This window comes from Nocardia stercoris (assembly GCF_003696265.1).
In the GTDB taxonomy this organism is placed as follows: domain Bacteria; phylum Actinomycetota; class Actinomycetes; order Mycobacteriales; family Mycobacteriaceae; genus Nocardia; species Nocardia stercoris.
The window spans coordinates 785483-809442 of record NZ_RFFH01000001.1 but is presented as its reverse complement, the minus strand read 5'-3'; the positions used below and the strand labels follow the sequence as shown (position 1 = coordinate 809442).

22 protein-coding genes are annotated in these 23960 nt (G+C 69.6%); 12 read left to right on the top strand and 10 right to left on the bottom strand.

Annotated elements, in window-relative coordinates:
* Positions 1-82 precede the first annotated feature (82 nt).
* On the top strand, positions 83-1165 hold the full coding sequence (gene moaA / locus EBN03_RS03615) for a GTP 3',8-cyclase MoaA (RefSeq protein WP_407671084.1): 1083 nt from the start codon (positions 83-85) through the stop codon (positions 1163-1165).
* Positions 1158-1400 carry a MoaD/ThiS family protein gene (locus EBN03_RS03610; protein WP_122186350.1) on the top strand — a complete coding sequence of 81 codons (243 nt, stop codon included), beginning with the start codon at positions 1158-1160 and terminating at the stop codon, positions 1398-1400. Before moaA ends, EBN03_RS03610 begins: the two co-directional genes overlap by 8 nt.
* A gap of 17 nt (positions 1401-1417) precedes the next feature.
* Here EBN03_RS03610 and EBN03_RS03605 read toward each other — a convergent pair whose 3' ends face one another.
* Complete coding sequence (locus EBN03_RS03605) at positions 1418-2284, bottom strand: SDR family NAD(P)-dependent oxidoreductase (protein WP_122186349.1); 867 nt, start codon at positions 2282-2284, stop codon at positions 1418-1420.
* 58 nt (positions 2285-2342) lie between these two features.
* Here EBN03_RS03605 and EBN03_RS35460 point away from each other — a divergent pair, with 58 nt between their 5' ends.
* Positions 2343-2774: a MarR family transcriptional regulator gene (locus EBN03_RS35460; RefSeq protein WP_158675526.1), complete on the top strand. Its 432-nt coding sequence runs from the start codon at positions 2343-2345 to the stop codon at positions 2772-2774.
* 3 nt (positions 2775-2777) lie between these two features.
* Here the strand turns inward: EBN03_RS35460 and EBN03_RS03595 are convergent, their stop codons facing one another.
* From EBN03_RS03595 to EBN03_RS03585, 3 genes are all read right to left on the bottom strand, one after another.
* On the bottom strand, positions 2778-3821 hold the full coding sequence (locus EBN03_RS03595) for a CobW family GTP-binding protein (RefSeq protein ID WP_122186347.1): 1044 nt from the start codon (positions 3819-3821) through the stop codon (positions 2778-2780).
* 102 nt (positions 3822-3923) lie between these two features.
* On the bottom strand, positions 3924-5543 hold the full coding sequence (locus tag EBN03_RS35740; RefSeq protein WP_407671075.1) for an N-acetylmuramoyl-L-alanine amidase: 1620 nt from the start codon (positions 5541-5543) through the stop codon (positions 3924-3926).
* Positions 5544-5681: 138 nt separating this feature from the next.
* Positions 5682-6116 carry a QcrA and Rieske domain-containing protein gene (locus EBN03_RS03585; protein WP_122186786.1) on the bottom strand — a complete coding sequence of 145 codons (435 nt, stop codon included), beginning with the start codon at positions 6114-6116 and terminating at the stop codon, positions 5682-5684.
* 219 nt (positions 6117-6335) lie between these two features.
* Between EBN03_RS03585 and EBN03_RS03580 the strand changes: the two genes are divergently transcribed.
* Together EBN03_RS03580 and EBN03_RS03575 are read left to right on the top strand one after the other, a co-directional pair.
* A complete protein-coding gene (locus EBN03_RS03580; RefSeq protein WP_233608090.1) occupies positions 6336-6758 on the top strand; it encodes a hypothetical protein in 423 nt (140 codons plus the stop codon).
* Positions 6759-6873: 115 nt separating this feature from the next.
* A complete protein-coding gene (locus EBN03_RS03575; protein WP_122186346.1) occupies positions 6874-7950 on the top strand; it encodes an MBL fold metallo-hydrolase in 1077 nt (358 codons plus the stop codon).
* 121 nt (positions 7951-8071) lie between these two features.
* Here the strand turns inward: EBN03_RS03575 and EBN03_RS03570 are convergent, their stop codons facing one another.
* Positions 8072-8935, bottom strand: a complete 864-nt coding sequence (locus EBN03_RS03570) for an LLM class F420-dependent oxidoreductase (protein ID WP_122186345.1) — start codon at positions 8933-8935, stop codon at positions 8072-8074.
* Positions 8936-9055: 120 nt separating this feature from the next.
* Here EBN03_RS03570 and EBN03_RS03565 point away from each other — a divergent pair, with 120 nt between their 5' ends.
* Complete coding sequence (locus EBN03_RS03565) at positions 9056-9805, top strand: class I SAM-dependent methyltransferase (protein WP_233608088.1); 750 nt, start codon at positions 9056-9058, stop codon at positions 9803-9805.
* Positions 9806-9815: 10 nt separating this feature from the next.
* On the opposite strand, the gene EBN03_RS03560 is transcribed toward EBN03_RS03565, so the two are convergent.
* Positions 9816-10139 (bottom strand): hypothetical protein, encoded by a 324-nt coding sequence (locus tag EBN03_RS03560; protein WP_122186343.1) that lies wholly within the window; start codon positions 10137-10139, stop codon positions 9816-9818.
* Positions 10140-10304: 165 nt separating this feature from the next.
* Between EBN03_RS03560 and EBN03_RS03555 the strand changes: the two genes are divergently transcribed.
* From EBN03_RS03555 to EBN03_RS03540, 4 genes are all read left to right on the top strand, one after another.
* Positions 10305-11345: an AraC family transcriptional regulator gene (locus EBN03_RS03555; protein ID WP_122186342.1), complete on the top strand. Its 1041-nt coding sequence runs from the start codon at positions 10305-10307 to the stop codon at positions 11343-11345.
* Positions 11346-11457: 112 nt separating this feature from the next.
* Entirely contained in the window at positions 11458-12489 is a 1032-nt protein-coding gene (locus EBN03_RS03550) for an AraC family transcriptional regulator (RefSeq protein WP_158675525.1), read from the top strand.
* Between the two features lie 218 nt (positions 12490-12707).
* The gene (locus tag EBN03_RS03545; RefSeq protein ID WP_122186340.1) at positions 12708-13283 is read left to right on the top strand and encodes an HdeD family acid-resistance protein; all 576 of its coding nucleotides are present in this window, start codon (positions 12708-12710) and stop codon (positions 13281-13283) included.
* A 16-nt stretch (positions 13284-13299) separates the two neighbouring features.
* Positions 13300-13563 carry a GlsB/YeaQ/YmgE family stress response membrane protein gene (locus tag EBN03_RS03540; protein ID WP_122186339.1) on the top strand — a complete coding sequence of 88 codons (264 nt, stop codon included), beginning with the start codon at positions 13300-13302 and terminating at the stop codon, positions 13561-13563.
* A 58-nt stretch (positions 13564-13621) separates the two neighbouring features.
* Here EBN03_RS03540 and EBN03_RS03535 read toward each other — a convergent pair whose 3' ends face one another.
* Both EBN03_RS03535 and EBN03_RS03530 read right to left on the bottom strand, forming a co-directional pair.
* Complete coding sequence (locus tag EBN03_RS03535) at positions 13622-14764, bottom strand: acyl-CoA dehydrogenase family protein (protein ID WP_122186338.1); 1143 nt, start codon at positions 14762-14764, stop codon at positions 13622-13624.
* 110 nt (positions 14765-14874) lie between these two features.
* Positions 14875-20385, bottom strand: coding sequence for an ATP-binding protein (locus EBN03_RS03530; RefSeq protein ID WP_122186337.1), 5511 nt, complete (start codon positions 20383-20385; stop codon positions 14875-14877).
* Positions 20386-20663: 278 nt separating this feature from the next.
* On the opposite strand from EBN03_RS03530, the gene EBN03_RS03525 reads away from it, so the two are divergent.
* Positions 20664-21644, top strand: a complete 981-nt coding sequence (locus tag EBN03_RS03525) for a CHAD domain-containing protein (protein ID WP_122186336.1) — start codon at positions 20664-20666, stop codon at positions 21642-21644.
* On the opposite strand, the gene EBN03_RS03520 is transcribed toward EBN03_RS03525, so the two are convergent.
* Positions 21634-21921, bottom strand: coding sequence for a hypothetical protein (locus EBN03_RS03520; protein ID WP_122186335.1), 288 nt, complete (start codon positions 21919-21921; stop codon positions 21634-21636). The two genes, EBN03_RS03525 and EBN03_RS03520, sit on opposite strands and share 11 nt — an antisense overlap.
* Positions 21922-22127: 206 nt before the next feature.
* Positions 22128-22892: a uracil-DNA glycosylase gene (locus EBN03_RS03515; RefSeq protein ID WP_122186334.1), complete on the bottom strand. Its 765-nt coding sequence runs from the start codon at positions 22890-22892 to the stop codon at positions 22128-22130.
* Between the two features lie 134 nt (positions 22893-23026).
* Here EBN03_RS03515 and EBN03_RS03510 point away from each other — a divergent pair, with 134 nt between their 5' ends.
* Positions 23027-23902 carry a cyclopropane mycolic acid synthase family methyltransferase gene (locus tag EBN03_RS03510; protein WP_122186333.1) on the top strand — a complete coding sequence of 292 codons (876 nt, stop codon included), beginning with the start codon at positions 23027-23029 and terminating at the stop codon, positions 23900-23902.
* Positions 23903-23960: the final 58 nt, after the last annotated feature.

Here is a 23960-nt window from a genome sequence, read left to right as displayed (position 1 = left end):
GATCCAGCCTAATGCGACGCCGCGTGCCGTACGCCGTGCCACCCACAGCCGCACACCCGGTCATACTGGGTAGGTGACCGTCGTGCAGATCCAGGCGAACGGGCGACCCGCGGCTGTTCCGATCGGGATCCCCGTCGTACGTGGCGGGCGGCCGACGATCGACGGCCGCCCCGATACGCCGTATCTGGTCGACAGCTTCGGTCGCGTCGCGCGTGACCTGCGTGTATCGATCACCGAGAAGTGTTCGCTGCGCTGTACTTATTGCATGCCGGAGGAGGGACTGCCGCCGATTCCGGCCGGCGACCTGCTCTCCGCCGCCGAGCTCGTGCGCGTGGTGACCCTCGCGGTGCGGGAACTGGGTGTCCACGAGGTGCGCTTCACCGGGGGTGAGCCACTGATGCGCCGGGACCTGGAGCAGATCGTCGCCGGCTGCCGCGCCGCCCTGCCGGACCTGCCGATCGCGATCACCAGCAACGGTGTCGGCCTCGAACACCGCGCGGCCGCGCTGGCCGCCGCCGGCCTCACCCGCATCAACATCTCCCTCGACACCGTCGACCGGGCCGGGTTCGCCCGCCTGACCCGGCGCGACCGGCTCGACTCGGTGCTCGACGGGATCCGCGCCGCCCATCGCGCGGGGCTCGCCCCGGTCAAGGTGAACGCGGTCCTGATGCGCGAAACCCTTTCCGGCACAGTCGATCTGCTCGACTGGTGCGTTTCGGAGGGCTGCGAGCTGCGGTTCATCGAGGAGATGCCGCTCGACGCCGACCACGAATGGGCCCGCGCGAACATGGTCACGGCCGCCGAACTGCTCGAGGTGCTCGGCACCCGCTTCCGGCTCACCGCGACCGAGCGCGACGACCCGTCCGCGCCGGCCGAACGCTGGCTCGTCGACGGCGGCCCGGCCGCCGTGGGCATCATCGCCTCGGTCACCCGTTCCTTCTGCGCGGACTGCGACCGGACCCGGCTGACCGCCGACGGCATGATCCGCTCCTGCCTGTTCAGCGACCAGGAATACGATCTGCGCGGCGCTCTGCGCGCCGGGGCGACCGATGCCGAGCTGGCCGAACTCTGGCGCGGCGCGATGTGGAACAAATGGGCCGGTCACGGCATCGACGCCGCCGGATTCGTGCCCCCGGAACGGACAATGGGAGCCATCGGTGGTTGAGGTCCGGTATTTCGCCGCGATCGCGGATGCGGTCGGCAAGTCCACCGAGGTCCTGGACCTGCCGCCGGAGGCCACCGTCGGCGACCTCCGCCGTGCCCTGTCCACCACTTACGGGCCGGACCTCGACCCGATGCTGAAGGTCTGCGCCTACCTCCTCGGCGACGACCTCACCCGCGACGACCGCACCCCGCTCACCCCGAGAGTCGACGTGCTGCCCCCGTTCGCGGGCGGCTGACTCGAACCGGCCGGTCACTACATCCCGCGCCGGAAGTGCTCCGATCGCGCGATATCCAGCCGGTCCGGGATCACCCGGTCCAGAACCGCCCAGACGCGGCTGAACACCGGCGCGACAGTGCGCGGGCGGTCGATCACCGCGTCGCAGATCACGTCGCCGCCCTGTTCCGCGGTGAGCGCCACCGAGTTTCGGTGCATCGCGTTGGGCGCGATCATCTCGGTGCGCACCAACGGCAGGTAGATCGAGGTGAATCGCACGCCGTCCGGGGCGGTTTCGACCTGCAGGTTGGCGGTGAGCGAATCCAGTGCCGCCTTGGACGCGGCGTAGGCACTGTAGCCCGCCGCACCGAACAGGTTCGCCACCGACAACACGCTGATCACCTGACCGGCACCGCGCTCGCGCATGCCGGGCAGCAGGGCGAGCATCAACCGGGTGGGCGCGAAGTAGTTGAGCCGCATGGTCCGCTCGAAATCGTGGAAACGCTCGTAGGATTCGTCGAGCCGCCGGCGAATCGACCTGCCCGCGTTGTTGATCAGGATGTCCACGCCGCCGTGGTCGGCCAGCACCTGTGCGACCGTCGCGTCGAGTGCGTCGAAGTCGCTGAGGTCACACGGGTAGGCGGTCGCCTTTCCACCCTGCGCCTCGATCTCCGCCACGACCTGCCGCAGTTCCTCCGCGCGCCGGGCGACCACGAGCGCTGTGCCGCCGGCGGCGCCGATCCGGATCGCCGCGGCCCGGCCGATCCCCGACGAGGCGCCGGTGATCAGCACCCGGCGTCCGGCGACCGCGTCCGCGAGTGTCCGGTTCCGCCGCAGCCGGGTGAGGCTGATCTGGGTGTCCAGACCGTGCTTCAGCAAGTGGATCAGTTCACCAATTCCATCCATAGTGATGGATCATAGACGCATAACTAGTGATGCATCCACTGTGATGTATATTCCCCGCATGGACGCGACCAGCCTGCACCTACTTGCCCGACAGCTGCGATCCATCGCATTCACGGCCACGGGCAACACCGGTACCCAGCGGATCGCCCCCAGCGACTACGCCGTGATTGAAGACGTTGCGCTGCACCCGGAATCATCGATCCGCGAGATCACCGAGCGCACCGCGATGGCGCAGAGCCTGGTGTCGCGGATCGTCGCCCGACTCCGCGACGAGGGCCTGCTGTGGACCGCACCGGACCCGGCCGACGGCCGCCGGGTGCGGGTGGGCGTCGATCCCGTCGTCTTCGAAGAAGTGTTCCGCGCGCGCGGCCGCGCCGACATCCACGAGGCCCTGGCCACCGAGCTGCCCCAGCTCGCACCCCAGGACCGGCAACGCGTCGTAGAGCTGCTCGACGAACTCGCCGCGCTGGTGCGCGACCCGGGCTGCTGACCGTCAGTCGGGTGTCCGGGGCACGAATCGCCACACCGGAAGCAGCGCCGAGTCGTCGAGCGGTTCGCCGCCGTGCCGGGTGTCCTCCAAGCGCGTGACCAGCTCGTCGGCGTCCAGACCGGTACCGATGAAAACCAGTGCCGATTCCCGGGATTCGCCCCGCGACCAGCCCGCCGGCTCGAAGACCAGATGGCGGCCGACCAGGTGCATGACGAACTTGCGCCGTTCACCGCGAACGGCGAAGGCCGCGTGGCCTTTCGCGCGGTACACCCCCGCCGGCGGCGGCGCCAGCACCTCGACCAGCCGCCGCGGATCCAGATCCGCGCTGCTGCGGAACGACACCGACCGATACCCGTCGTGCAGGTGCGCGTGCCCCGCCCCGTCCTCGTGGGCATCGTCGTCGGTCAGCAGCAGATCGTCGAAACCCAATTGCACCGCAACGGGTTCCGCGGCCGGCGCCACCGGATCGAACAACAGCCGGGGATCTACCCGGCCGTAGGCCGTCGGATACACCGGAACCGCACCCACCACCTCGCCGATCACCGACCGCAACCGCGCAAGTTCCGGCCCGGCCACCCGGTCGGCCTTGTTCAGCACCACCAGATCCGCCAGCCCGAGATGCGCGTCCAGTTCCGGATGCCGGGCACGGGTCTCGTCGAAGTGTTCGGCGTCCACCACCTCGACCAGCCCGCCGTACCGCAGCCGCGGGTTCGCGCTGCCCAGCACCATCCGGATCAGATTCGCGGGTTCGGCCAGCCCGCTGCCCTCGACGACGATCAGGTCGATCCGGTGCCGCGGCTCGGTGAGCCGGGCGAACATCTCGTCCAGCTCGGTGAGGTCGACCGCGCAACAGACGCAACCGTTCCCGAGTGACACCATCGCGTCGACCTGCCCGGCCACCAGGAGGGCGTCGATCCCGATGGCACCGAAGTCGTTGACCACCACACCGATGCGCGCCTCGCGGTGTCGCAGGAGGTGGTTGAGCAGCGTGGTCTTCCCCGCGCCCAGGAATCCGGCCACGATCAGTACAGGTATCCGCTGTGGCATCGGCACAACCTACCGGGGCCGTCACGTGGACGCGCCCCGGACCCACCACCGCGGTGGCCGGTCCGGGGCGCGATATCGGCGGCTACCGAGCGCGCAGCCGGTCTACTTTCCGGGGCCGAGCAGGGTCGACACCAGCGTGTAGGCCAGGTTGATCAGCGCGTTGGTGACCGAGGTGTTGCCGGTGGCCGCGGGGGCCCCGGTGCCGCCACCGAGCAGGCTCTGCCCGAGCGGCGCGAGCAACCGGAGCGCCAAGGCCGTGAGGTCGGCGACCGCGCCGGTGGTACTCGGCGTGGACTGCGGGCCGTTGGCGTAGCCGTTCGGCGTGCCGGTCTGCGGGGCCGTGGTGTACGAGTTCGGCCCGGCCGCACCGGGTGTCGACGAATTCGGCGTGCCGGTCGAACCGCCGAGCAGGCTCTGCGCCAGTGTGCCGAGCACCGACGCCGTGGAGTCGCCGCTCGTGGCGCCCGCGCCGTTCGCGTTCTGGCCCAGGATGGTCTGCGCCAGCGACTGGACCAGATTGTTCGCACCCTGGCCGGTGCCGGTGCTGTACTGACCCGGTGCCGCGGTCACACCGGCCGGTTCGGGCAGGGCACCGGCCGGCTGCGCCGGTTCCACCTGTCGGCCCGGATAGCCGGCATTGCCCGCGAGACCGGCCTGCGCGGCGGCACCGGGAGCGGTGTACGGCGCGGCACCGGCGTCGGTCGACGGTGCGGCACCTGGGTCGCCGTAGGGCGCGGCCACCCCGGGTGCGCCGGGCACCGGGAGCGCGATGGCGGCCGGGCCTCCGATCGTGGGAGCGGGCTCGGGCGCGGGAGCTATCCCCGGTGCCGATTCGGGCTGGGGCGCCGGTGCCGGCACGACGGCCGGGGCCAGACCCGGTTCGGGTGCCGCGGCCGGCACCGCCGTGCCGGTCAAAAAGCCGATAAGGCCGTTGGTGATCGCGATAGCGTGCCGGAGCTGACCCTCGGGTGTCTCCAGCTGCGCCGCGTCGTCGGCGTTGGCGCCGTTGCCCATTTCGACGAAGACGTCGGGCACCTCGGTGAGTGCCGGACCGGCGATATCGTCGCGGGTCTGGATCCCGTCGACGGCACCGGCGTAGTTCGCGGGTGTGAAGCCCGCCGCCACATAGGCGTCGTGCACGGCCTGGGTCGCGGCCCGGCCCGGCCCGGATTGCACCTGAGTGGCTTTCGCGTCCGGCACGGGCAGCGCGGGCACGATGAGGTGGAATCCGTGGTCCTCGGCCGGAGCGCCGTCGGCGTGGATGCTGACCGCGACGGCGGCACCGGAACGGTTGGCCGCGGCGGCGCGTTCGTCGACGCAGCCACCCCAGCCGGTGTCGTCCTGGCGGCTCATCACCACGGTGGCGCCCATGGCTTGCAGCGACTGCTGGACCAGCTGCGCCACTTTCCAGTTGATGGTGTGCTCGGGCACGCCGTGCATGCTGGTCATGCCGGTGGTCTGGCAGTCCTTGGTGCCGCCGCGACCGTTGTCGACCTGACGGGCCAGGTTCTCGGTGTGGTCGGCGCCCTGGTGACCGGGGTCGACGAACACCGTCTTGCCGGCGAGGGCCGTGCTGATCTCGGGGGCGGCGCCGGCTGTGCCCGGCCCGGCGCCCGGAATCGTGACGGCGGTGGCCGCGATCAGCGGTACCGCCAGGGCGAGGCTCATGACGAGGTGGCGCGCGCTGCGCCCGGTGAGACCGGATTCGGAGATGTGCTTCATGTGCGGTCGGCATTCCCGGGGCAGGGAATGCCCCTCCCTTCCCATTAGTAACACCAAACCCAGAATTCACTCTGGCAACGTTGGCATCACCTTGCAAGCACATTCGCCGAAAAGTAACCGGCGTGTCAGGCGCCTCGGTCAGGCGGACACGATGTTCGTGCCGTCCACCCGCACCGCCTTGGCAGCCAGCGAACGCTGGGCCGGGCCGGAGACCACCGTGCCGTCGAGCCGGAACCGGCTGAAGTGGCACGGGCACTCGATCTGGCCGCCGGAAACCCGGTCGACCTTGCAGCCCTGATGCGGGCACACCGACGAGAAGCCGCGGAATTCACCCGCCACCGGCTGGGTAACCACGGTGTCGCCCACGACCACCCCACCGCCGACCGGCACATCCGCGACCTTGGCCAGGACCGTGCCGGGCTGCGCGCTCGCCGGGGTCGACTCGGCCGGCGTTCCACCGGAACCGCACGCGGCCACCGACGCACCCACGGCCGCCGCGCCGACCCCCACGATGGCGGTCCGCCGGGTCACGGAACCGCCGGGTGCCGCTGTCCCGCCTACGAATTCGGTCATGTTCGACTCCTCGATCTGGTACCGATATCCACGCTGTACCCGGCGGCCGCGGTTCACCGATCCCACGGCCCGCCGGGATATCGACCGTACCGACCGATCCGCGGCGAGTAGCCGACCACGTCACCCCCAGGACACCGGGCGGGTTTTCCTCGAACCTCCCAGTCGCGTCGATCGTTTCTGATAAACCGGATCCGTCGAAGGGGGACTCGGCTTGCGCTCGTGAAGGAGCAGATGCAGGTGCGCATACGGACACTTCTGGTCTCGCTGGCAACCACCGTCGCCGCGATGCTCGCGGCGACCGGCACCGCGGCCGCCGATCCGGCCGGCTACATCCCCGGCGACGGTCGCTACATCGTGGGCGTCGACATCGCCCCCGGCATCTACCAGGCGACCGGTTCACCGGACCCCACGCACGGTTGTGACTGGCGGCGGCTGCAGGCCGGGTCGCTGCCGGGTGATCCCAGTGACCCCAACGCCTACATCATCGCCAGCAACTACACCCGGGTCACGCCGGTGCGGGTGCTGATCAAGCCCACCGACGGCGCGTTCCAGACCACCAACTGTGGTTCGTGGGTGCCGTCCGCGCCGGCCCCCGACGGCCTGTGGGGCGGCCCGAGCGGATCCGCCGGACCCGAGTTCTGAGCGCGGGGACCGCGATCCGGCAACAGTTCACCGTGGCAGGCCTCGGCGACATCGAGCGGGCGCACCGCGATACCGTCGGCCGGCGCGCACGGTTGGTTCGACGGAAGGAGCCGGTATGCCGGGACTCGACAGATCCGCGTTCGCGGCGGGATTGGACGCACTCCGGGGCCGATCACCGGTACTGCCGGTACCCGAGCACGCGGCCACGGTGGCGGCCCGGCGGCGCTTCTTCGGCGCCGACGTGGTGGACCCGGACAGTGGTGCGGTCCGCGCCGACCGGGTGGTGGTGAGCTGGTTCGGCTGCGCGAGTTTCGCTGTGGCACTGGGCGGTACGGTCGTGTTGCTCGACGCGTGGGTGCCGCGCGGTGCGACCGGCGGCTACGTGCCGACCACGCCCGCCGAGGTGGCGGCGTTGCGGCCGGCCGCGATCTTCCTGGGCCACGGGCACTTCGACCACGCCGCGGACGCCGGGCCGATCGCGGCGGCCTCGGGTGCCACGGTGTTCGGCACGACCCAGCACTGCGCCGCCGCCCGAGCCGACGCTCCCGCCGCCACGTTCCATTGTGTGGAGCTGGGTGCCGCCGGCGATCCGCCCGGCACGATGGCGAACCACGAACTGGGTCCGATCAGCGTCACCGCCGTGCAGCACCTGCACTCGGCCCTCTCGCCGCGGGACGACGGACCGCAGGGCTCTCCCGGAATGCGCTGGCAGCCACCGAATCTCGGCTCGATACTGCGGCACCCGCCGCGACTGCCCGACGTGCTGAACCTGTGCACCCACCTGACCGACCCCTGCGGCGGCACGCTGCTGTACCAGTTCCGGGTCGGCAACTTCACGCTGACCTGGCACGACTCGTCGGGTCCGCTGCTGGACAACGCCCCGCAGGTGCTCGACACGCTGCGCGCCCTTCCCCGCACCGACCTGCACCTGGGCGCGATCCAGGGCTACAACCAGTACCGCAACGGACTGCGCGATCCACGCACCTATATAGAAGCCTTGCGCCCCAAGGTGTTCGCACCCTGCCATCACGACAACTGGCTGCCGCTGATCACCACCGACGCCCGCGCGTACCACGAACCGCTACTCGCCGAATTGAACCGGATTCCGCCCGCTGGTCGACCCCAACTGGCGTGGCTCGCCGACCGAGCGGACTACCTGGCACCTGCCCGGTTGACCTTCGCACTGCGTTAGCGGCGGGCCGCCCGCGGCCGCACGGGTGTGCCCAGCGGGCTCGTGCGACGCGAGCAGGTGCGGCCGCTACCGATCCGACCCGACCCGGCACCACACCGGACGCCGGATCGGTAGCGCCGACTCACATAGCGGCCAGCTTGGGCACCAGTTTCGCCACACCCTCGGTGTAGGCGAGCGGATCCCCGTCGGGCATCACGTCGAATTGCGTGATACCCAGTGCCGCATAGCGTTCCGCGTCCGCCAGGAAGGCGTCCGGGTCGGCCAGGACCGGGCCCATGTAGGTCGCCGTCTTGCGGATCGCGTCGTAGTCGCGGCCCTCGGCCTCGCAGTGCGCCCGCAGAACGTCGAGCTTGCGCGCCACATCCTCGACACTGCTGGTGAAGACGTTGCAGGCCTGGGCGTAGCGGGCGACCAGCAGCAGCGTCTTGCGCTCACCGCCACCACCGATCAGGATCGGCGGGTGCGGGCGGGTCAACGGCGCCGGGACGCACAGGGTCTCGTCGAGCTGGTAGTGCGTGCCGCGGTAGGGGCCGTTGTCGTCGCCCCACATCTGCAGACAGATCTGCAGCGTCTCCTCCAGGCGCTCGAACCGTTCCGCGACCGGAACCACCGGCACGCCGAGTGCCCGCTGCTCCCGCTCGTACCAGGAGGCACCGATCCCCAGCTGGGCCCGGCCCTGGGAGAGAACGTCGAGCGTGGTGACGATCTTGGCCAGCAGGCCCGGGTACCGGTACATCACCCCGGTGACCAACACGCCCAGCCGCATCCGCTCGGTCGCGGCGGCCACGAAGCCCAGCGTGGTGTAGGCCTCGAGCATCGGCTCGTCGGCGGTGCCGCGCAACTCCATCTGGAAGTAGTGGTCCATGACGGTGAATTCGACGAACCCCGCCTGTTCGGCGTAGCGCGCGGTCTCGGCGAGCGTCGTTGCCGTACGCCGCGGGTCCGCGGGGGTGGAGAAGTTCCAGTAGTGCAAGCTCAGATCCATTGCTGCTTCCTCCGACTCGGACGGGAGACACGGGACGCTTACCGAGTAGCAGGATAGTGCGGGCACCGGCCGCGAGCGCGTCCGAATAGTCCGCCCTATGCGAACATCCGGCGTGGCACCATGAGAGGCGTGACCCGCTACGACTCGACCGGTCGTACCTATGCCCGCACCCGCAGATCCGATCCCCGCATCGGCGCACGGATCGAGCACGCGTTGCGCGGGATGTCCTCGGTGGCCGATATCGGTGCGGGGACCGGCTCCTACGAGCCGCAGCGCACCGTCGTGGCGATCGATCCCAGCCTGGTCATGCTGGGGCAGCGGCCGCCCGGGTCCGCCCCGGCGATCCAGGGGGTGGCCGAACGCCTTCCACTGCAATCGGTTTCGGTAGACGCGGCCCTGGCCGTCCTGACCGTGCACCATTGGCACGACCTGGCCGGCGGGCTCGCCGAGATGCGCCGGGTGGCGCGGCGCCGGCTGGTGATCCTCACCTGGGACCCGGCGGTCTTCGCCGAATTCTGGCTGCTGCGCGAGTATCTGCCCGCCGCCGCCGAGACCGACGGGCTGCTCGCGGTTCCAATGGACGAATTGATCGCGCTCCTGGGCGAAGTCACCGTCACCCCGGTGCCGGTACCGCACGACTGCGCCGACGGTTTCGGCGGCGCGTTCTGGCGCCGGCCGCAGGCCTATCTCAGCCCGGTGAACCGGGCGGGTATGTCGATGCTGGCCCTGACGCCGGAAGCGGAACTGAGCGAAGGGCTTTCGCGCCTGCGAGCCGATCTGGCCAGCGGTGCGTGGGCCGAGCGGCATCGGGATCTGTTGCTGCGCACCGAACTCGATCTCGGCTACCGCTTGCTGACCGTGGACCTGTGAGCGGCCGGTCTCACCGCGGGACGATCCGGCCGGTCTCGATCAGCACCCGATAGGCCGACGCCTTGCGCGGGCACGCGGCCACCGAGCATTCGACGTGCTCCTGCATCAGCAGATGGGCGGTCGCGACATCCGGCGGGCGTAAGGGCGCGGTGTGGACCGTCGGCCCGGGCAGGGAATCCGGATCCGATGTGGGCTGCGAGAACCGGCCACCGGAGCGGGCCGCCGCCTCGGCCAGCAGGCGCTGCTGGATCTCGGTGACGCTTCGACCTGCCGCGGATCCGGCGGAGATGCGGGCGTGTATCCGGGGCTTGTCGGCAAAGTAGCTGCGCCACATGAGAAATACGGTAGAGCGACCTTTCGGCAACCACCAGCGGCCGATGGGCCAGAAAACTGCGGATATCGGCCGCGCGCCACACTACTACCGGGTAGACCATGGTGACGGCGTTGATTCCACCGACACGAACGCCCGTGGTCTGCGACGATTTTCGGTGTGGACCACATGCGGGGATCGCAGCAACATGCCCAGATCCGTTCGATTGCCAGCGCAACGCTACTCGCCGAATTCGCCCAGACTCGCGGCCTGAAATTGCCGGACATTTTGCGCAATACGGATATTCACGCGGACCAGCTAACGGACCACAGCGCCGAGATCTCGCTACGACAAGAACTGGCCGTGATGCGCAATATCGTGTCGGCCACCGGTGACGAACCCGGCCTCGGATTGATGGCCGGGCTGCTGTGCCACCCGCCCAGCCTGGGCGTGCTCGGATTCGCCATCGCCAGTAGTTCCACGCTGCGCCGGGCGCTCGAGATCTCGCTGCGCTACAGCGATCTGCTGTTCGTGGTGGGCCGGCACTGGCTCGAGGAACACGGCGACGAACTGTGGATCGTGCGCGACGATCGCGGCGTCCCGCCCGAGGTGCGCCGGTTCGCGATGGAGCGCGACCTGGCCGCCCTGGCCACCATCCAGCAGGATCTGCTGCCGACTCGGCTGCCGCTGTCGCGGGTGCAGGTGGTGTTGCCGGCGCACCCGATCTACGAGATGTTCGGCGCCCTGTTCGGGGTCGACCGGATCGATTTCGGTGCGCGCCCGACCATTCTGGCCGCACCGGCCGCCATGATGGATATGCCGCTCCCCCAATCGAATCCGACGACCGCCCGGTTCTACGAGCAGCAGTGCGCGGAGATCGTGCAGCGTCGCCGGGGGCGAGTCGGGATCAGCGGCCGAGTCCGCCAACTCCTCATCCGCCACGGCGGCGTCACCGACCAAACCCACATCGCCGCCGACCTCGACCTCTCCGTCCGCACCCTCCGCCGCCGCCTCGCCGACGAAGGAACCACCTTCCGCGAACTCTCCACCGAAACCATCGGACTCCTCGCCGAAGAACTCCTCACCGCCGGACTCACCGTCGAACAAGTCGCCGACCGCCTCGGCTACTCCAGCGTCTCCGCCTTCGCCACCGCCTTCCGCTCCTGGAAAGGCCAACCCCCCGGCCACTTCGCCCGCACACACAGGGGGAGATCGACGGCAAAGGTCTGACCGGAAGACCGGTACCGGCCCGCACCCCCGGGCCGGTACCGGACCACAACTGTCTGATCACTCGGCAACCCTGGTACTTCCGGCCGGCGCTCGATGGTGCGACTATGCATTGGTGAACGAACCAGTGCATTTGCGATCGGTCGCGGGAGCGGCACTGCTCGTGGAATTCGCACTGAGCCGGGGAATACCCCTATCGGCAATTCTTCGGCACACGGGTATCCCGGAGCACGTGCTGCAGGACCCCAACGCCGACATCACCCGGCAACAGGAGCTGGCGCTCACCTCCAACGTGGTCGCCGCCCTCGACGACGAACCCGGCCTGGGTCTGATGGCCGGCCTGCTGTGCCACCCGCCCAGCCTCGGGCTGCTCGGCTTCGCCATGCTCAGCTGCCCCACCCTGCGGCACGCCGCCGAGATCGCGTTACGGCACGCCGACCTGCTGTTCACCGCCTCCCGCTACACGCTGCAGGACCACGGCAGCGAGCTGTGGATGGTCTGCGACGACCACGACATCCCCCCGCATCTGCGCCGGTTCACCCTGGAACGCGACCTGGCCGCCATCGCGACCCTGCAGCAGGACCTGATCCCGATCCAGGTGCGCACGCTGCGGGCGGAGATGCCGATGGCGGCCCATCCGATCTACGAGATGTTCGGCGCGCTGTTCGGCGCGGAGAAGATCATGTTCGGCGCTCCGCGCGCGATCCTGGTGTGGGATGCGCGCGAACTGGACGTCCGGCTGCCGCAAGGCAACCTGTGGACCGCGCGCTACTACGAGCAGGAGTGCACCGACCTGATCCAGCGGCGCAGCAACCGAGTCGGGATCAGCGGCCGAGTCCGCCAACTCCTCATCCGCCACGGCGGCGTCACCGACCAAACCCACATCGCCGCCGACCTCGACCTCTCCGTCCGCACCCTCCGCCGCCGCCTCGCCGACGAAGGAACCACCTTCCGCGAACTCTCCACCGAAACCATCGGACTCCTCGCCGAAGAACTCCTCACCGCCGGACTCACCGTCGAACAAGTCGCCGACCGCCTCGGCTACTCCAGCGTCTCCGCCTTCGCCACCGCCTTCCGCTCCTGGAAAGGCCAACCCCCCGGCCACTTCGCCCGCACACACCGGGGGAGAACTACCGCGGACGTCTGAGCTTTGCGCCGCTGACTGTCTCGACCACCCGACTACGCGCCAGTCGGCAGTTGCCCACGCCTCGGCCAACCCCCGCTGCGGGACCAGCTATGTCAGCTCCCCACCGGGGGAGAACGACCGCGGGCGTCTAATTACGATGTAGCTACAAGTTCGCGACACGTTGGCTGCCAGCTGATTCTCGGGCTCGGAAATCGCCCGAACGGAACTATTCTCCGGGAATGAGTAATGCAACCTACGTACCGGAAAGCCCACTGCACGCGCTGGCGCGAGGCGCCTGGCAGTCGGAGCTCACGCTCGGGCTGCTGTCGGTCGTTCTCGGCATCATCATCCTGGCCTGGCCCGGGCCGTCGTTGCTCGTCGCGGGCGTCCTGTTCGGGATCTACCTGATCGTGTCCGGTGTGTTGCAGCTCGTGAGCGCATTCGGACCCCACGTCGGTACCGGTTTCCGGGTCATGGCCCTGATCTCGGGTGCACTGTCGCTCATCCTGGCGTTCTTCGCCTTCCGCCACGTCGGCAACGCCATCTTCCTGCTGGCCATCTGGATCGGCATCAGCTGGCTGTTCCGTGGGATCTCGGCGCTGATCGCGGCCGCCGACGCCCCCTCCGGCACACCCGGACGCGGGTGGGCGATCTTCTTCGGAATCCTGGTGCTGATCGGCGGATTCATGCTGATGGCCTGGCCGATCAGCTCGATCGCGACCCTGACCCTGGCGGTCGGGATCACAATGATCGTGCTGGGTGTCATGGAATTCATCTCCGGGTTCCAGCTGCGCTCGGCGGCCAACCACCTGTAGCGGTCAGGAGAATCTCATGAGTGTGCTCTGGATGATCATCGTCGGCCTGATAGCGGGTGCGATCGCCCGGTTGATCGTGCCCGGCAAGCAGTCCATGGGCTGGATCGCCACGGCCGTCATCGGCATCATCGGCAGCTTCGTCGGCGGCACCATCGGCAGCCTGGTGTTCGCCCCGCACAAGTTCAGCGTGCACACACCGGTCAGCCACACCTGGCTGGGCTCGATCTTCGGGGCCGTGATCGTCCTGCTGATCTATCAGGCGATACGCGCCCGCGTCTGACCCGGACACGACTCGGGGCCCGTCATCCGACGGGCCCCGAGCTGTGTTTGCCGAGAGTTCACTTGCCTGCGAGATCGCGAGCGATGACCAGCCGCTGGATCTGGTTGGTGCCCTCGAAGATCTGCGTGATCTTGGCTTCCCGCATGTACCGCTCCACCGGGAAGTCCTGGGTGTAGCCGGCACCGCCGAACACCTGGACCGCGTCGGTGGTGACCTTCATGGCGGCATCGGTGGCGACCAGCTTCGCCACGCTCGCCTGCCGGGAATACGGCAGCCCGGCGTCGCGCCGGCGAGCGGCGTCGAGGTAGGTGGCGCGGGCCGCGTCGACGGCCGCGGCCATATCGGCGAGCACGAATCCCAGGCCCTGATGGTCGATGATGGCCCGCCCGAACGCTTCCCGCTCCTTGGCGTAGGCCACCGCGTCGTCCAGCGCCCGCTGCGCGAGCCCGGTGGCGACGGCGGCGATCCCCAGGCGCCCGGAATCCAAGGCGCTGAACGCGATCGACAGGCCCTGGCCCGGAGTGCCGATCAACCGGTCGGCGGGGACGAACGCGTCGTCGTAGGCCGCGGTGGTGGTCGGCACCGCACGCAGGCCCATCTTCTCCTCTGGCTTGCCGAACGACAGTCCGGCGGTGTCGGCGGGGACCAGGAAGCAGGAGATGCCGCGGGAGCCCTCGCCGGTACGCGCGAACAGCGTGTAGTAGTCGGCCCGGCCACCGCTGGTGATCCACGCCTTGGTCCCGGTGATCCGGTAGCCGCCGTCGACCTCGGTGGCCCGGCAGCGCAGTGCCGCGGCATCCGATCCGGCGTGCGCCTCGGACAGGCTGTAGGCGCCGATCAGGTTGCCCGACATCATCTCCGGCAGCCAGCGCCGCCGCTGCTCGTCGGTGCCGTAGACGAACAGCGGGTGCGCGGACAGACTGTGCACGCTGACCGCGACGGCCACGGCCGCCCACCGGGCCGCGATCTCCTCCAGCACCTGCAGGTAGACCTCGTAGGGCTGGCCACCGCCGCCGAACTCCTCCGGATACGGCAGGCTGAGCAGCCCGGCGGCACCGAGCGCCCGGAACGCCTGCTCGGGATAGCGTTCCTGCCTCTCGTAGTCGGCCGCGATCGGTTCGAGGACTTTGTCCGCGATATCGCGGGTGAGCGCGATCAGTTCGCGTGCCTCGTCGGTGGGCAGCAGGCGGTCCACGGTCATGGGCACTCCGATGGTCGAGGGTCTACACGATCCCTCGAACCGTAACGGCCCTCGAACACAGTGTTACCGCCGGTCCCGCTGGAACCGGCGGTAACAACTGTCGCTGTTGATCAGCCCTGACGGCCGCCCAGCGCCTTCGCGATGGCCGGGCGCAGCTCGGTGGCCGCGATGACCGCGTCCACGGAACCGACCTCGACCGCCCGCTCGATGCTGTGGATGCCGTCGAACTCGGACGCGAGCGCGGAGACCTGCTCGGCCCGCACGGCCTGCCGCACGTCGGCGAGCTCACCGCGCAGCTTGAGCCGCTCGGAGTCGTCGGCCTGCGCGAGCCGCTGTTCCAGGTCGCGCACCCGGGCGTCGGCCGCCACCCGCACGTCGACCTCCCGGGTGAACACGACCGCAGCGGCGGGCGCGCCACCGATGACCGAGGCGAACGAGCCCTCCACCGCCAGCACCGTCATGTTCTCGTTGAGCGCCTTCGAGAACACCACGAACGCACCACCGTGGTACCGCGAGATCACGCAGAACACGATCGGGCCGTCGAAATTGACGATGGCCCGGCCGATCTCGGCGCCGTACTCCAGCTGCAGGGTGCGCATGGAGTCGGGGGAACCGTCGAAACCGGAGAGGTTCGCGAGCACCACGGCCGGACGGTTACCGCTGGCCGCGTTGAGCGCGCGGGCCACCTTCTTCGCCGACCGCGGGAAAAGCGTTCCGGCCGTGTAGATGTCGGGACCGTCGGCCGGCGGGAAGCCGTGCCGGGGCACCGGGCGGGACTCGATACCGATCAGACTGACCGGCGCGCCACCGATCCGCGCGTCCACCGTGACCGCGGTGCCGGCGTCGGCCATATCGGCCCAGCGCTCCAGCATCGGCTGGTCGAGGTCGGCCACCGCCCGCATCACCGTGCGAATGTCGAAGGCCTTCTTGCGATCCGGGTTCGCGGTCGCCGAGAAGATGTCGCCGACCGTGGTGAAGTCGCTGTCCGGGTGGACGTGCGGGTACACGGTGACGTCGCGGTCGACCGGGTCGGAGCTGACCGCGCGCCGCGGACCCTGCTCCCCCGCCGCCACATACGTGAAGTCGTAGTGCTTCAACAGGATGTCGCGGGCACCGGCCAGGTTCGGCGCCCAGTACTGGGCCTGGCCGTTGGGGCCCATGACCCGGGCGTAACCACCGATACCGAAGTTGTCCTCGGCCGACACACCACCGGAGAAGTCCAGCGCCTGCTTACCGGTCAGCACCATCGCGCTGGCCGGGGTCATCACCAGGATGCCCTTGGTGTGCATGAGCATGGTGGCCTCGGCGTTCCAGTACGGCTGGGCGCCGACGTTGATGCCCGTGACGACGATGTCGATCTCGCCGCCGTCCTGGGTGAATTCGACGATCCGCTTCAGCGCCCGCGCGACCCAGTCCATGTTCTCGGTACCGGAGTCCATCGCGATCCGCGCGCCGGAGGACAGGGCGAACCATTCGACCGGAAGTCCTTCGCGCGCAGCGAGATCGATGGCCGCGGTGACCCGGGCGCACTCCTGCTCGGACAGCGCGCCCAGCGACTTGGTCGGGTCACCGGCCAGCAGTACGCGCCGGATCCCCTCCGGGTGCAGTTCGGTCGGGGTGGCCACGATGCCGACCACCATCGCCGAGGTGTTGCGGCCCCACGTGCGCTGCACGGGGACCAGCGCCGGAATCGGGCCGGTGGCACTGAGTTCGGCCGCGGGCAGGTCGAATTCGGTGAAGCTGCCGTTGGGTCCGGTCAGCAGGCGCACGATCTCGAAGGGGTGCACGGTGTTCCGGCGCCGGGCACGCAGCACCGCGCGGCCGTAGTCGTCGAGCGGGGCGAGCGGCTCGGCGGCCGGCTTCTCCACGCTCACCGCGACACCGCCGCCGGGCTCGTAGGACAGCCGGGCCACCAGGTTGTGCTCGCGGCGGTCGTCGCCGAGGACGCGCCCCTGCAGCAGGATCTCCTCCACGCCGGCGTGCGCGACACGCGGCGCGGTGGTGCGCTGCCATTCGGCGATCTGCTCCGCCTTCACCTGGGTGGTGGGACGGATGTCGAGCCAGACGTGATTGCTGTCGAGCGTGCGCCCGGTGGGGTCGAGTTCGTAGCGGGCCCGGCCGATCGCCTCCAGGCAGGCGTTCAGCACGGTGTCGACGCCCGCGACCTCGATGATCCGGCCTTCGGCGTCGTGGGTGATGTCGAAGCGCGACACCTGGGCCAGGGCCACCAGGCGCTGGTCACCGCTGTCGGCCTTGGCCACGCAGTGGTACAGCAGCAACGATTCCGGGGTCTCGATGCGGGTGATGTGGAAGGCCGACAGCCGCCACAGCGACAGGTGGCGACCGGCCAGCGGGTGCACCGAGCGGATCAGGCGGTCTTCGGTGAGTCCGCCGCTACCGTCGTGGCGGAAGGTGTAGTAGTCGAGATCGCCTGCGCCGGTGGTCATTCCGACCACGATCCGGCGTGCGTGGCGCTGCAGGCCCGCCTCGGTCAGCAGCCGCGCGAGCCGGTCGGCCCGCTCCTGGGCCGCGCCGGGGGCGTCCGGCCAGGACAGGTACAGGTCGACGACCTTCACCTGGGTGGCCGGGGCGGCGGACAGTTCGGCGATCAGCGTCTCGACCAGTGGCGAACCGGCGGTGACCTCCTCGGCCTTGCCGACGGTGATCACCGCGGTGGTCGGAACCGGGTGGCCCGGACGGAGTTCCAGCTGGTAGTCGCAGACCACCACGGGCCGGCCCGCCGCGTCGGTGGCCCGCATCGAGCCGAGCCGCTGCCGGCCGTAGTGCCAGCGGGCCGCGACCTCGAGCATCGGCTCGCGCGGCCCGGCGCCGGCGATGCGGTCGGCGAGGAAGTCCTCGACCGCCTCCGGGATGTCGGCCAGGCGCCGGATACGTTCGGAGCGAACCGATTCCGAGGTCTCGTCGTCGAGCGAGCGCAGCTGCTCGGCGACCAGCTCGTGCACCACCTCGCGGGCGGCGGAGGTCTCCGGGCGCACGAACCAGCGGTAGAGCACGCTGCGGGCCAGGTCGGCCAGCGCCGGAGAGCTGTTCTCCGACACCAGGATCAGCCGGTCCAGCATGTCGCGGGTGACGTCGGCGGGCAGTTCCGGCCCGGCCTCGGTCTGCCACAGCCGCAGCAGCACCGAACCCAGGTCCACCGCACGCTTGTGCCGGCCCAGCGACAGGAAGATCCGGAAGACCGCTTCCTCCAGAGCCGGTGTGCGCTCGGTGGATTCGACCCCGTAGTAGGCCAGCACGCGGCCCAGTGTGCGCCGGAAACCGTCGGTCAGGCCGTCCCGCTCGGGGTCGAGCGCCTGCAGGTAGATGTGGAACTGCTCACGCAGACTGCGGATTCCGGGCTCGTCGCTGCGGCCCTGCGCGGCCGGGACCGCCAGTTCGAGCACGTCGGCGATGAGCTCGCCCAGCTCCAGTTCCGCGGCGCGGGCGCCGGGGGTGAACGCCAGGGCCTTCTCGCGGCCGCCGAGGTAGCGGGCCAGCACGGTGTCGGCGGTGCCGTCGAAGGAGTCGTAGCCCAGCAGCTGCGCCCGCAGCGCCTCGATGCCCGGCGCGCGGTCGGAGGCCGCGCCGGCCGGCAGGACGAGTTCGCTCGGGGCGGCCTCGTCGCCGGCGGCCTCGGCCTCGCCCAGCGGTTCCAGCCGGGCCAGGGCGGCGCCGGCGTCGACCTGGCTGCCGACCGCGACCGAGAGCTCGCGCAGCCGGGCCGGGAACGGCGCCCGCAGCACGGTCTCCATCTTCATGGACTCCAGGACCAGCACGGGCGCGCCGGCCTCGACCTCGTCGCCTTCGGCGAGCGGGGTGGCCACCACCAGACCGGGGGCGAGCGCGCGGATCACACCGCCCTCGTCCCGGCTGACCCGGTGCGCGACCCCGCCGACCTCGACCAGGTGGACCGGGCCGTGGGTCGCGCTGACCACGCGGAAGGTGTTGTCGCCGACCGTGATCCGGCTGTGGAACGCGTCGATGCGGGCGACCTCGGCGGTGAACTCCAGCACGTCGTCCTGGTCGTGGATGCGGACCCGGTAGCCGGCCGCGCCGGTGCGCGCGACCACGACCCGGTAGCCACGGTCGCCGAGCTTCAGGTCGATGCCGCGGCCCACCTCGTGGCGGACGTGCGGGCGGCCGCCGCGACCGGATTCCCAGAGCCGGTTGCGTTCGGCGGTCTCGGATTCGGCGTAACTGTCGATGGCGGCGGTGGCGAGGGCGATCGCGGCGTGCCGGACCCCGGTCAGGCCGCCGTTGTCGCGCATGCGGTCGACCCACTGGGTGTCGGCGCTGCCGTCGATCACGGCCGGCTCGTCGAGCAGGGTGAGCACGAAACTCTTGTTGGTGGCGCCGCCTTCGACCAGCACGGTGGTCTCGGCGACCGCGCGGCGCAGGCGGGCCAGCGCCTCGTCGCGGTTCGCGCCCACGGCGATGATCTTGGCGATCATCGAGTCGAAGTCGGGCGGGATGACGTCGCCCTCGGTGACACCGGTGTCGACCCGGATGCCCGGGCCGGCCGGGAAACGCAGTAGCGCGATGCGGCCCGGTGCCGGCGCGAAGTCGCGGTCGGGGTCCTCGGCGTTGAGCCGGGCCTCGACGGCGTGCCCGCGCTCGACCGGGCGCTCGCCGGTCAGCTTCTCGCCGGAGGCGACGCTGATCTGCAGCTTCACCAGGTCGGTACCGGTGACGGCCTCGGTGATCGGGTGCTCGACCTGCAGGCGGGTATTGACCTCGAGGAAGGCGAAGTACTTTTCGCCCGGGTGGTAGAGGAACTCGACCGTGCAGGCGCCGCGGTAGCCGACCGCGTTGGCGAGCCGCTCGGCGGATTCCTTGAGCTCGCGAACCTGGTCGGGTTCCAGAACCGGCGAGGCCGATTCCTCGATGATCTTCTGGTTGCGGCGCTGGATCGAGCAGTCGCGCACACCCAGGGCCCACGCGGTGCCCTGGCCGTCGGCGATCACCTGCACCTCGACGTGGCGGGCGCCGGTGACCACCTTCTCCAGGAAGACGATGCCGGAACCGAAGGCGCGCAACGCTTCCTGACTGGTCCGCTCGTAGGCGTCGGTCAGGTCCGCGGCCGAGGCGACCAGCCGGATGCCGCGACCGCCACCACCAGCGGTCGCCTTCAGCATCAACGGGTAGCCGATGGTGTCGGCGGCGGCGATGGCCGCTTCCAGCGTCTCCACCGGGCCGCGGCTCCAGGGCGCGACCGGGACGCCGACCTCTTCGGCGAGCAGCTTGGCGCCGATCTTGTCACCGAGCCGGCGCATCGCCTCGGCGGCCGGGCCGATGAAGGTGACACCGATCTTGTCGCACAGTTCGGCGAAGGCCGGGTCCTCGGCGACGAAGCCCCAGCCGACCCAGGCGGCCTCGGCGCCGGTGGCGCGCAGGGCCTGCTCCAGGACGCCGAGGTTCAGGTAGGGCCGCTCGGCGGCCGGGCCGATGTCGTAGGCCTCGTCCGCCTCACGGACGAAGGTGGCCTGACGTTCGCCGGTGGTGTGCAGAGCGATGGTGCGGATCGGCGCCGACCCTACGCGCGCGGCATTGATCTCCCGCACCGCATGGATCAGGCGACGGGCTGCCTCACCACGATTGACGATGGCGATCCGAGTGAACATGTTTGGCTCAATCCCTCTCAGGGCATCGGACAATTCCTTCAGTGATGGGCAACACCATACCTACGGTGGCGTACCTTGCCACCCCTCCGAAGATTACTACCAGCGGGTATTCCCCAGATTGGCGTAAATCGGCCGGTCAGAGCAGCCTCGAGACACTCGCGAATGTCCCTCGTCAGGTGTATCGAAAATGGCGCGAACGGTGAAACAGGCCGATACTCGCGAGTAGCCATATACTGCTGACACATAACTTTCCGTCCCGGTTCGCCGAAAGGTACGAGGTGCCGCGCGATACCGAACGGGCCGCCCCGGCCGACCCCGCCGTACCCAGCCGTGGCGCACCCGCTACCGACCGGCCGCCGGCCGAGATCCCGGCCTCCGCCGCGGTCGCCGCCGCCCTCTGCGACCAGGCCGAAGTCATCCTGACCACGATGCCCGGCGTCGCCGACGGCACCGATACCGAGGCACTGCACGACCTGCGCGTGGCGGTGCGGCGTGCCCGGGCCCTGCTGAAGCTGGCCGGTGACGTGCTGCCCGAACCACTGGTGCTTCCCGCGGCCGCCGAGTTGCGTCGGCTCGGTGCGGCGACCACACCGGTGCGGGATCTCGATGTCCTGCTCGTGCGGCTCGGCGAGCTCGCGCCGCGGCTGCGGGCCGCGACTCCGGCCGACCTGACGGAATTCACCACACATGTGCGCCGGCAACGAAACAGCGCCCACCGCGCCATGATGCGCGAATTGCGCGGAAATCACTTCACCGAATTCGTCGAGAGCTGGCGTACCGAGCTCGCGGCGGTCGCGGCGGGCGACCGGGCCGGCACGTCGGACATCACATTGAAGACATTGGCCGACACGCGAATACCACGCATCGGCAAGAAGGTGCGCCGCCGGGCGCGGGCGATCACCGGCAGCGCCGCCGACACCGAAATACATCGGCTCCGCAAGCGCGGCAAGGAACTCCGGTATCTGCTCGAGTTCTGCGCTCCGGTGACCCGGCCCCGCAAGGCGCTGCGCGAGCTGCGCAAGCTGCAGAACGTCCTGGGCGACTATCAGGACGCGGTAGTGCAGCGCCGGGCGCTCCCGGAGCTCACCGAACAACTGCTGAGCACCGCAACCGCCTCGGCGGCAACGGTGCTCGCCGTCGGCGAATCAGCGGGCCTGCTGGCCGCCGATCAGCGGCACACCCGCGGCAAGCTCGCCCACGCGGTGCACCGGTTCCTTCGCCCCCGCTCGATCCGACGCTTCGCGTCCGTCACGACATAGCGGACCCGAGCCACCAGGGGACATAGTTGCGCCAGTGGTGGTCGTCCCAGTCGCCGTGGCAACCGGGACGCCACCATTCGTGCTCGATCCGGCAGTGCCAGTGATACCAGTCGTCGTCATCGGCCACCCGGATACCGATCGGCCCGGCCGTGGTCGACGCCTGCCCGGAAACCGGTGCCGCCGAGGCAGTTCCGGTAACCAGTAGCGGCGCGCCCGCGGTCGTGACGATCGCGGCCGCGATCACCGCCGTCCGGAGCCGGGATGTGATGGAAGCCATGGGAATTCCTCGCTGTCTCGTGAATCGTCCTGGCGGCCACCGGTTCGCACCGAATCGCGGCGGCCACTGCTACCAGTCGACCACCACGGGCCGGTTCACGGAACAGCTGGAAATATCCATTCAGCCAATACTCGGTGGCGGATTCCGTTATGCCACAGCCATACCGCGATACCGGCGCGACCGGACCGTGACGCGGCCCGCCGGGATCATTCGGAAACGACGCCGCCGGCCACCAGTACCCGGCGCAGGACTTCGCGCAGCATCGCGGGAGTCACGATTCGGGTGGAGATATTGCGCCGACTGGGATGATAGCTTCCGAAAACCCGCAGCTGCCGCCCCGAAAGAGGCTGGGTGAGAATTACTTCCATGCCGTGACCGAAGGTCGGCCGGGGTGCCGGGAGCCGCCAGCCGGTCGCGGCCAGCACCGGCAACAATGCCTGCCACGCGAATCCACCCAGCACCCCGACCGCGACCGGACCGGGATCCAGCAACTCCAGTTCGCGGGCCAGCCAGGTGCGGCACCGGTCGCGTTCCGCGGTCGTGGGCCGGTTGTCCGGTGGCGCGCAATGCACCGCCGCGGTGATCCGTACGCCGCACAGCTCCAGGCCGTCACCGCGGTCGATCGAGGTCGGCTGGGAGGCCACGCCGAGTTCGTGCAGCGTCGCGAACAGCAGATCACCGGAAGGATCACCGGTGAACATGCGCCCGGTCCGGTTGCCGCCGTTGGCCGCCGGGGCGAGACCCACCAGCAGTACCGGCGCATCCGCCGGACCGAATCCGGGCACCGGCCGGGCCCAATACTCCCAGTCCCGGAAGCCGGGCCGCTTCACGGTCGCGACCTCTTCGCGCCAGGCGACCAGGCGCGGGCAGGCGCGGCAGTCGATCAAGTGGGCGTCCAATTCGGTGACCGTACGGGAAAGACCGGCACACGCGGCCGGATATTCGGGAGAGCCCGGATCGAGTCCCGTCACGGATACCGAGTCTAACCGCCACGTCACGCCCGTCCGGAAGGCTAGGTTGTGCCTATACTCCACGCTCGAGGCTCGACCGCCGGTTCGCCGGCGTCCCGGTGTGTACCCGCAGTTTCCGACGACGGAGGTACCCAGTGACTCAGTTGACGCCTTTCTACGAGGACGTCCAACATCATTACGACTTGTCCAACGACTTCTTCGCGTTGTTCCTCGACCCCACGATGACCTACAGCTGCGCGTACTTCGAGCGCGACGACTACACCCTGGAACAGGCGCAAATTGCCAAGATCGATTTGTCGCTGGACAAGATCGATGTGCAGCCAGGTATGACGATGCTCGAAATCGGCTGCGGCTGGGGTTCGACCGCGATGCGGGCGCTCGAGCGCTTCGACGTTCGATACGTCGGCCTGACCCTCAGCAAGAACCAGCACTATCACGTGAACAAGCTGATCGAGAAGTCCGGCTACGACGACCGGGCCGAGGTCCGGCTGCAGGGCTGGGAGGAATTCGACGGCCGGGCCGACCGGATCGTCAGCATCGCCGCGTTCGAGGCGTTCCGCCGGGAACGCTACGACGATTTCTTCGCCATGACCTACGACGCGATGCCCGCCGACGGCCGCATGCTGCTGCACACCATCGTGTGTCAGACACCGGGTTACTTGAGCGACAACAAGATTCGGTTCGACCGGGACGACGTCGCGTTCATGCGCTTCATGACCAAGGAGATCTTCCCGGGCGGCCACCTGCCCTTCGCGTCCAGCACCGCCTTCAAGGGGGTCAAGGAGTTCGCGGAGGCCGGCGGATACACGGTGGAGCGGATGCAGCCGCTGCGCATGCACTACGCGAAGACCCTCGACATGTGGACGGCTGCTCTCGCGAGCAATCGGGAGCGCGCGGTCGAGCTCAAGGGCCAGGAGAACTACGACCGGTACATGCGCTATCTGCCGGGCTGTGCCGACTGGTTCCGGCGCGACGTCCTCGACGTCGTGCAGTTCACCCTGACCAAGTAGCCGTCCCGGACAGCACGCTGCCCCGGCTTTCCGGCCGGGGCAGCCTGCGTTCGGCGGG